General features: G+C 70.5%; 7 protein-coding genes. 4 read left to right on the plus strand and 3 right to left on the minus strand.

The annotated features are described in order from the left end of the window. Nucleotides 1–152: 152 nt before the first annotated feature. Genes D7X55_RS30855 through D7X55_RS30865 form a run of 3 tightly spaced genes read left to right on the plus strand, consistent with a single transcriptional unit; the run spans nt 153 to nt 1,431 of the window. Nucleotides 153–584 carry a VOC family protein gene (locus tag D7X55_RS30855; protein ID WP_120552791.1) on the plus strand — a complete coding sequence of 144 codons (432 nt, stop codon included), beginning with the start codon at nt 153–155 and terminating at the stop codon, nt 582–584. Nucleotides 585–595: 11 nt separating this feature from the next. Beyond that, a complete protein-coding gene (locus tag D7X55_RS30860; protein ID WP_121724936.1) occupies nt 596–949 on the plus strand; it encodes a helix-turn-helix transcriptional regulator in 354 nt (117 codons plus the stop codon). Further along, nucleotides 946–1,431: an SRPBCC domain-containing protein gene (locus D7X55_RS30865; protein ID WP_121724937.1), complete on the plus strand. Its 486-nt coding sequence runs from the start codon at nt 946–948 to the stop codon at nt 1,429–1,431. Before D7X55_RS30860 ends, D7X55_RS30865 begins: the two co-directional genes overlap by 4 nt. 6 nt (nt 1,432–1,437) lie before the next feature. Here the strand turns inward: D7X55_RS30865 and D7X55_RS30870 are convergent, their stop codons facing one another. From D7X55_RS30870 to D7X55_RS30880, 3 genes are all read right to left on the minus strand, one after another. Beyond that, on the minus strand, nt 1,438–2,379 hold the full coding sequence (locus tag D7X55_RS30870; protein ID WP_120552788.1) for a hypothetical protein: 942 nt from the start codon (nt 2,377–2,379) through the stop codon (nt 1,438–1,440). 194 nt (nt 2,380–2,573) lie between these two features. Continuing rightward, a complete protein-coding gene (locus D7X55_RS30875; protein WP_199747234.1) occupies nt 2,574–4,142 on the minus strand; it encodes an ATP-binding protein in 1,569 nt (522 codons plus the stop codon). Nucleotides 4,143–4,350: 208 nt separating this feature from the next. Continuing rightward, a complete protein-coding gene (locus tag D7X55_RS30880; RefSeq protein ID WP_407921797.1) occupies nt 4,351–7,188 on the minus strand; it encodes a TonB-dependent receptor domain-containing protein in 2,838 nt (945 codons plus the stop codon). Between the two features lie 558 nt (nt 7,189–7,746). On the opposite strand from D7X55_RS30880, the gene D7X55_RS30885 reads away from it, so the two are divergent. Continuing rightward, on the plus strand, nt 7,747–8,160 hold the full coding sequence (locus D7X55_RS30885) for a hypothetical protein (protein ID WP_121724938.1): 414 nt from the start codon (nt 7,747–7,749) through the stop codon (nt 8,158–8,160). Nucleotides 8,161–8,293: the final 133 nt, after the last annotated feature.

Here is an 8,293-nt window from a genome sequence, read left to right on the forward strand (position 1 = left end):
CCCAAGGACCCCCGCCAGGCCCCCCGGACTCCCGGCCACGACGTGCCCAGGCCCAGCGTCTTCTAGCGGATCCGCGGGATTGACGGCCGTTAACGTCAGGGTTAATCATTCACCCTGACGTTAACGAGTCTTCCTTTGCCCGGAGCCGCCGCATGAAGCCCATTCCCGAAGACTGGCCGCGCATCTCCTCCAGCCTCTTCTACGAGGACGCTCCCGCCGCCATCGACTGGCTGGAGCGCGCCTTTGGCTTCCAGACGCGCCTCAAGGTGGAGGGCGCGGACAACACCATCGTGCACTCGGAGCTGGTCTACGGCGACGGCGTCATCATGGTGAACTCCTCCGGGCGCCACGCCCACCACCTCAGCCCCCGGCTGCACGGCGGCGCCAACACGCAGACGCTCACGGTCTACGTGGATGACGTGGACGCCCACTGCGCGCAGGCTCGCGCGGCCGGCGCCGTCATCATCATGGAGCCTGAGACCAAGAACTACGGCGACGACTGGGGCACCAACCGCACCTACGGCGCCATGGACACCGAAGGCCACCGCTGGTGGTTCACCCAGCGCGTCTTCACCCCGAAGTAGATTCGCCCGCCATGGCCACCCCGTCCGCGCTCGACCGCACCCTGGCCGCCCTCGCCGACCCCACGCGCCGGGGCGTCGTGGACCGGCTGCGCCAGCGGCCCCACCCCGCCGGAGAGCTGGCCGCCGCGTTCGACATGAGCCCTCCGGCCATGTCCCGCCACCTGCGCGTGCTGCGCCAGACGGGGCTCGTGGAGGAGCGCATCGACGCGGAGGATGCGCGCGTGCGCGTCTACTCGCTGCGCCCGGAGCCCTTCGCCGCCCTGCGCGGCTGGCTCGACGAGGTGGAGTCCTTCTGGTCCGGCCAGCTGGGCGCCTTCAAGGCCCACGCCGAGCGCACCCGGGGCCCGAAGGGCCGTAGGTCATGAGCGCGGACCGCGCCCGCGTCACCACCTTCGTCGCCGTGTCCCCGCTGGACGCCTTCGAGGTCTTCACGGAAGAGACCGACCTCTGGTGGGGCAAGAGCCCGCGCTACCGGGGCCTCCAGAATCCCAGCGGCGTGCTGCGCTTCGACCCGCCCGGCCCCGGTGGCCGGCTGGTGGAGTCCTTCGAGGACCGCATGTTTGAGATTGGCCGCGTGCTCGTCTGGGAGCCCGGCGCGCGGCTCGTCTTCCAATGGCGCGCGAGCAACTTCGCCCCTGGGGAAATCACCGAGGTCGACGTCCGCTTCGAGTCCACCTTCGGCGGCACCCGCGTGGTGCTGGAGCACCGGGGCTGGGACGCCATCCGCATGGACCACCCCGTGCGCCACGGACAGGATGGTCCGGCCACCCTCGCGACGATGGGCCGCTGGTGGGGAGACCTCGTCACGCGCTACCGGCGCCACGCCGCGCGGCACCGTCCCACGTGAGCGAGCCTACGGGCACGCGCCGCAGTCCGCCGCGCAGCTGTCGGGCGTGTTGCTGGTGCCGCACTTCTCCGTCCGCTGGCACACGCCGTCGCCGCAGCGGTAGATGTCCTGGGGCAGCATGCGCGTGGTGATGGGCCGGTAGGTCACGCCGTTGTACGTGCAGCGCGTGTAGAACGTCTTCGTGGGGTCCAGCGTGCAGTAGTACCGGCAGGCGCCCACGTGCTGCATGGGCGCGCACGACGTCGTCTCACTCCAGGACGACAGGCCGCAGGTGCGCACCGTGCTCTCGTCGTAGTCCAGGTATGCGCCGTCGTTCGCGGAGAACGCGCCCTCGTTCGTGAAGACGTTGCCGAAGAAGCACGCCTCCTTCTCGCTGTAGGTGTTCAGCTCGTCCTGGGTGTACGCCACCGTCCCGCCCACCGCGTCGCGGCCCAGCACGGAGATGTTCACGTGCACGCCGTACTTGTTCGCGTGCGCAGCCAGGCAGGCGCTCACCACCTGCTGCTCCGCCACCGACACCGGCTGCCCTCCGGACCAGCCCGGCGCCAATGCCAGACTCCCATCCCAGACGTAGAGCTTGCCCGTCGGAGCGCGGAACGACAGCGACGCCCCCGGCGCCATCGAGCACTTCACCACGTAGCGCATCACCATGTCCGCCAGGACAGGGTCCTGGACGAACCAGCTGCGGAACGAGCCCGTGGCCAGGCCGGTCGTCGTCAGCCCATTCACCATCAGGCCGTTGAGGGTCATCCCATTCAACGTCATGCCGTTGAGGGTCATGCCGTTCAACGTCATGCCGTTGGTGGAGGCGAGCGCGTCCGAGGACTGGCCTGGCACGTCCGGGCCTTCATCCACGGGAGCGCCGCAGCCCACCAGGGCCGCGGCCAGACAAAGCGCCATCCCGGGGGAGGAACGGCGCAGGGAGCTGCGAGGGGGATTGTGGTGCATGGGGACTGCCTCCGCGTAGTGGGCCGCACGAGCCGTACGACCGGATCAACCGGTAAACGCAAACACACGCAGCGCGCAGCGCCCCTGCCCTTCCGGCCCATCCCCTTCGGTCCTTCGCACAACACGCGTGGCGTGCGGCGGCGGACGCTCCCCCTTCCACCGCATGGCGGAGAACGCTGACCCCTTCCGAAAGATCAGGCGGTTCGCGTCCGACCCCGCCCCGCCTTCACCTTCGCCTTGGGGCGCGGGGGCCGGGGCAGGCGCACCGTGAACGTCGTGCCCTCCTTCTGCGTCGACATCACCTCCACCGTCCCGCCGTGCGCCTGGACAATCTCCTTCACGATGAACAGCCCCAACCCCAGGCCGCTGTTGCGGCGGCCGCCCTGCTCCCGCTCGCCCTCGCCCTGGCGGAACGGATCAAACAGCCGCTCGCGCAGCTCCTCCGGGATGGGATTGCCAGGGTTCTGCACCTCCAGCAGCTGGTGCTCGCCCTTCGCGTAGCAGCGCAGGAACACCGGCGCGTCCGGGCTGCCGTGCTCCAGCGCGTTGCCCACCAGGTTGGAGAGCACCTGCGCCAGCCGCTCCGCGTCCCACTCGCCTTCCGCCTTGCCGTCCACGTCCACCGCCACCGCGCGGTCCGGGTACGCCGCGGACAGTTCGTCCACCACCTGCTGGCACACCGCCCCCAGGTCCGTGGGGCCCTTGCGCAGCGGGATGCCGCCGGCCAGCCGGGCACGCGTCAAGTCCAGCAGGTCCGCGATCATGTTCCCCATGCGCGTCGCGGACGCTTCAATGCGCTGCGCGTGCTGGCGGTGCTGCTCCGGCGTGCACTCCAGCGGCCCGCGGCGCTTCTGCGCGCGCGCGGACAGCACGATGGCGTTGAGGGGGTTGCGCAGGTCGTGCCCGAGGATGCCGATGAAGCGCTCGCGGAACCTCGCCTCCTCCACCATCGTCTCCATCTGACGGGTGCGCTCGGTGACGTCCATCATGGAGCCAATCATCCGCACCGGGCGCCCCTCGTCGTCGCGAGCGAGCACGCCCCGGTCCAGCACGTGCGCCCAGCTGCCGTCCGCGCGCTGGAAGCGGTACTCCTCGCTCCACACGTCGCCCGTGGACGCGACGAACTCCACCAGCCGGTCCACCACGCGGTCCCGGTCGTCGTCGTGCACGCGCTCGCCCCACCAGCCCAGCTTGTGCTCCAGGACGGACGTGGCGTGGCCAAACGCGTTGCCCGTGCCGGGATCCCACCGGACGTGGTCCGTGGCGAAGTGCCAGTCCCACAGCACGTCGTGCGTGGCGCGCGTGGCCAGCCGGTAGCGCTCCTCCGCTTCGCGAAGCGCGCTCACCGTCTGCTCCGCCCGGGCCAGCGCCGCCTCCACCTCCTGCCGCGCCGCCCGCTCCCGCTCCGCCTGATGCGCGTCCGCCGCCTGGCCTTCGTCACGAGGCAGCAGCCACAGCGCCAATCCCTCTCCGTGCCGCACGACGACATACCGCCGCCCCGCCGCGTCCCCCGGCAACAGGCCCACGTGCGGAACGCCACGCATCAGCACGCGCACGAGCGCCGCCACGTCGAACAGGGCCAGCCCCTCCCGCGTCCACAGGGACACGTGACGGCCCAGCTCCAGTGAGCGCACCCAGCCCTCCGCCGGGACGTTCATGGACGTCCAGCGGAAGTCGAGCGCTTCGCCCGTCTCCCCGTGCAGCGGCTCGAGGAGGATGCAAGGCGTCTCACTGTCAGCGGGCAGTTCCCATGCCGGAGCCATTCCCGGCCCCCAGGACAGACCCATCATCGTGCTCCCCCCGACGCTACAGGTCTGTTCCCCTTCCCGGCACGTAGGCTGCCGAGCAGGCTGGAAAAACCCGCGTCTCATGGAATACTGACACATCTGGCCACGAGTGGAGCAGCCCTGGAGGGCAGGTGGCGCGAAATACTGCTCACCCCCGAGCACTGGACCTGCCCTGGAGGGCAGGTCAGTACCGGCCCTTGACGCCGATGATGGGCAGGGCGATGGGCAGTCCCACCGCGCTCTTGGTCAGGGGTTGCCGGGTGCCGGAGCCGCCCAGGTAGTCGAAGCCCAGCGTCTCCGTGTTGAGGGTGACGTTGAGCATGTCCAGGTAGGCCTCCAGGCTGAAGGTTTCGTACGCCCAGGCCTTGGACACGCGCAGGTCGAAGCGGAAGAAGGGCGGCAGCCGGTCCACCTGATCGCGATCCACCTGCACCCAGGCGGGGTCGCCGTGCTCGTCGGTGCCCTCGCGGTGCGTCTGGCTTCCCAGGGTGCCGTACTCCGGACGTCCGCTGTTGAAGTGGAGCACGCCTCCCAGGGTGATGTTGTTGGAGAACTTGTGGCTCACCACCAGGTTCAGGATGTGTGTCTGGTCGAAGGCGAAGGGGAGGTCCGCCGAGTCCTCGGAGAGGACCCGACCTGACGAGTCATACCGGTAGAACGTGGTCCGCCGCGTGCTGCGCTGGAGGCTGTACGAAAGCCAGCCGAACCAGTTGTTCCCCAGCGGGTAGCGGATGAGCAATTCCAATCCATACGCCAATCCATGGCTGCTGAAGTCCGGCAGGTCCCAGTCATCCCGGCTGACGGGCGGCCTGTCCACGTCGATCTGCCGCGCGCGCACCCGGCGGAAGCCGTCCTGGCGGATGCCTCCACCGGGCTCACCGGGCGGGGGCGGCTCGATGTCCGGCTCGCCGCCAATGTCGTCCGTCAGGCCCTCGTCGGAGAAGGGCGTGAGCTCGATGGTGCGGAGCATGGGGTTCACGTAGAGGTCCAGCCCCACCTCCCACTTGTCGAAGGCCTTCCACTCCACGCCGGTGGACAGCTGCACGCCCTCCTGGAGGCCCAACAACAGACTGCCCACGTCCACCACCGGCAGGCTGATGAGGGTGGTGGGCGGCTGGTGGAAGATGCCCGCGCCACCCTTGAGCGTCACGGTGTCGGTGAGCTTGTGGCGCACGGTGAGGCGCGGCTCCAGGACCTTGTGGTCGAACCCGCCGGACAGGTGGTAGCTGTCCAGGCGCAGGCCGGGCACCACCGTCCATCTGTCATTGGGCGTCCACACGCCCTCCGCGTACGCGCCGGTGAAGGTGGCCAGCGCCACGGGCACGCGCACCGTGTCCTCCTCCACCTCCTGGCCGTTCTCCACCGTGAGCACGTCCACGATGGCGCGCTTGTGCTCCAGGTCCGCGCCCGCGCGCAGCAGCAGCCGCTCATCCAATGGCACGCTGTAGCCCAGGCGCCCGGAGAAGTTGTCCTGGTCGATGTAGATTTCGTTCCCGTTGTCTGGCCCGCGAGACACGACGGCGAAGCGGTCCAGGCCCCACGTCCCGCCAATCTCAAGCTCGCCCTTGCCCAGCGGGTGGCGGCCGCGCAGGTCCACGCGGTGGAAGGCGACGGACTGGAGCGCGGTGTCCCCCTGGTCGTCCTGCGCCTCCGAGCCGAACGTGTCCGACGAGCCAAAGGCAAACAGCCGCAGCTTGCCCTGCCCCACGTCCTGCTCCACGCGGGCCTGATAATCCCAGAAGTCCAACACCACCTTTGGATTGGTGCGGCCCGGGGGCGGCGGGTCCTGCAACTGATTGGCCGCCAGCGCGATGATCCACGGCGTATAGGAATAGCGGCCCGCGAGGCTGACGTTGGTGCCGGTGGACTTGAAGGGCGTCTCCAAGAAGAAGCCCGCGTTGATGAAGTCCGCGTAGGCGCTGCCGTGCACGCGGTCGTCGCGAGGCCGCGTCAGGCGCCCGTCGATGGCGCCGCCCATCAGCCGGCCGTACTGCGGCGGCGGCGAGCCCGGATAGAAGTCGATGGCGTCCAGGAAGTCCGGGTGGATGACCGCGGGCCCCAGGAACAGGTGGAAGAGGATGGGGATGCGGATGCCGTCCAGGAAGTAGCCCGTGGACGCCGGCTGGCTGCCGCGCACCACCGGGTACGCCACGCCGGACAGCATGCTGCCCACGCCCGGCAGCAGCATCACCACGCGGAACGGGTCGCCCATGGTGCCGGGCACCTCCCGCAGCTCCGCGTCGTGCAGCGTGATGCGGCTGACCTCCGTGCGCTCGCGGTCGCCGCGCACCACCGTCTCGTAGGGGTTCACCACGAGCGGGTCCAGGCCGTAGACGACCTCCAGGGACTCGCTGGCCTTCAGCGCCTCTCGGAACAGGCCGGGCTTGTGGCCGGGGGCGAACACGCGCACCGCCTGGCCGCCCGTGGGGAAGCGCGCCTCGAAGCGGCCGTTCTCGTCCGTCTGCACCGGCGAGTCCGGCGCCGCGTCCGACACCAGCGTCGCGCCAATCAGCGGCCGGCGGTTGCCCTTCTGCCGCACCAGGCCCTTGAGGGTGATGGGGCCTTGAGGTGACGACAACGTTCCGCCGTCCGCGCCCGTGGCCACGGGGACGGGCGCCTCGAAGCGGTACTCGAAGAACAGGCGCACCGCGACGGGCTGCCCCTCCATCATCGCGGGCGAGAAGCGCAGGGAAGGCGCCGCGTGCAGCGCGGCTTCGTTGAGCAGCGGATGCACGCCCTCCACCAGCGTGGCGGTGTCCACCTCGCCGGCCTCGTCCACCAGCAGCTCCAGCTTCACCGTGCCCGCCACGCCCTCGCCCACCAGCCGGGGCGGGTACGGCGCGGGCGAGTCCTTCACCAGCGCGGGCGGCACGAAGGCGGCCTGGGCTGGACCTCCGTCCAGGTCCGCCGCGCCGGGCTCCACCGCCCAGCCTCCGTCCGTGCGCTGGAGGTCCGCCTCCTTCACGACCGTGCCCGCGCCCCCATCCGGGCTGGCGTCGCTCTGCGTCCACGGCGCGTCCATGGCCTTGGGGGCGGAGCCGGCGGTGAGGTTCTCCTCCGTGACGGGCAGGCCCGCGTCCAGCGTGTCGCCCAGCCGGACGCTGCCGGGGTTGTCATCCGGAGTCCGGGCGGGCGCCTGGGCGCGAGCGGGGAGCCCCGGCCACAGCAGGCACAGTGAGAGCGCCAGCGCGGCGGCGTGCCAGGGCGTGCTCCTCTTCGCGAAGGTCATGGGCGGTGGCGTGCGTGCAAGGCAGGTCCGGGCCAGCGTCCATGAGGCCAGGGGATGTCCGCCCTGACAAGCGCTGCGCCGTGACGCGTGCCATCACCGCCCGCCATGGCCGCTGCGGGCGTCGTGCCCTTTCCGCTTACGGACATTGGCCCTCCGCGTCACGTCTCGCCGTGGATTCCCGGCCCCGTCCCGGGGACGGGGCGCCCCATTCCGGATCCATCCCCACCTTCCAGGAAGTCGCCCTTTCCCTTTCCCGGATGCCATGGCACGCCCGAGCCCTCCCAGAGCACTCTTCCACGACCCACACCAAGACAGGGTTCGCGCGGCGTCAGGCGTCACGCGAGCCTGCTTATGATTCCCCCGCCGTCCCTGCGCTACCTTCCCCACGGACTGCTCGCGTCACTGCTGCTGGGCTTCATGTTGATGCCGCTGCTCTTCCCGCCGTCGCTGGCGCGCGCGGGCAATGAAGGGCCGGACACGTTCATCGACGAAGGGCCCCCCGGGGCAACGCCCTCGAGGGAGGCGACCTTCGTCTTCACCGCCACCACGCTGAAGCCCGTGTTCTGGTGCTCGCTGGACGGCAGCCTCTACATCCCCTGCGAATCCCCGTGGCGCCTGAAGGACCTGCCCCCGGGCGAGCACACCGTGGACGTGTACGCGGTGGACGTGAGCACCGCGCAGCGGGACCCCACCCCGTCCGGCTGGGTGTGGCGGGTGACGGAGGCGGGAGCGCGCCCGGCCCGGCCCCCCGCGTCCGCGCCCTGAAGCTCCGAGGCCCTCGTCAGCGGCGCGAGGGCAGGATGGCGCTGGCCACCAGGCTCATCAGCTTGAGCTGGGGGCGCGGCAGCCGGCGCACCGCGCGCAACAGGCGGCGCATCTCCGGCAGGTCGTCCTTGTC

It is taken from the genome of Corallococcus sp. AB049A (genome assembly GCF_003668885.1).
Classification (GTDB): Bacteria; Myxococcota; Myxococcia; order Myxococcales; family Myxococcaceae; genus Corallococcus; species Corallococcus interemptor.

What these genes read in the sequence shown, in the direction of transcription:
- D7X55_RS30860 (WP_121724936.1), top strand. Translation starts at nt 596, where the DNA reads ATGGCCACCCCGTCCGCGCTCGACCGCACCCTGGCCGCCCTCGCCGAC.
- D7X55_RS30865 (WP_121724937.1), top strand. Translation starts at nt 946, where the DNA reads ATGAGCGCGGACCGCGCCCGCGTCACCACCTTCGTCGCCGTGTCCCCG.
- D7X55_RS30880 (WP_407921797.1), bottom strand. Translation starts at nt 7,188, where the DNA reads ATGGACGCGCCGTGGACGCAGAGCGACGCCAGCCCGGATGGGGGCGCG.
- D7X55_RS30855 (WP_120552791.1), top strand. Translation starts at nt 153, where the DNA reads ATGAAGCCCATTCCCGAAGACTGGCCGCGCATCTCCTCCAGCCTCTTC.
- D7X55_RS30885 (WP_121724938.1), top strand. Translation starts at nt 7,747, where the DNA reads ATGATTCCCCCGCCGTCCCTGCGCTACCTTCCCCACGGACTGCTCGCG.
- D7X55_RS30875 (WP_199747234.1), bottom strand. Translation starts at nt 4,142, where the DNA reads ATGGCTCCGGCATGGGAACTGCCCGCTGACAGTGAGACGCCTTGCATC.
- D7X55_RS30870 (WP_120552788.1), bottom strand. Translation starts at nt 2,379, where the DNA reads ATGCACCACAATCCCCCTCGCAGCTCCCTGCGCCGTTCCTCCCCCGGG.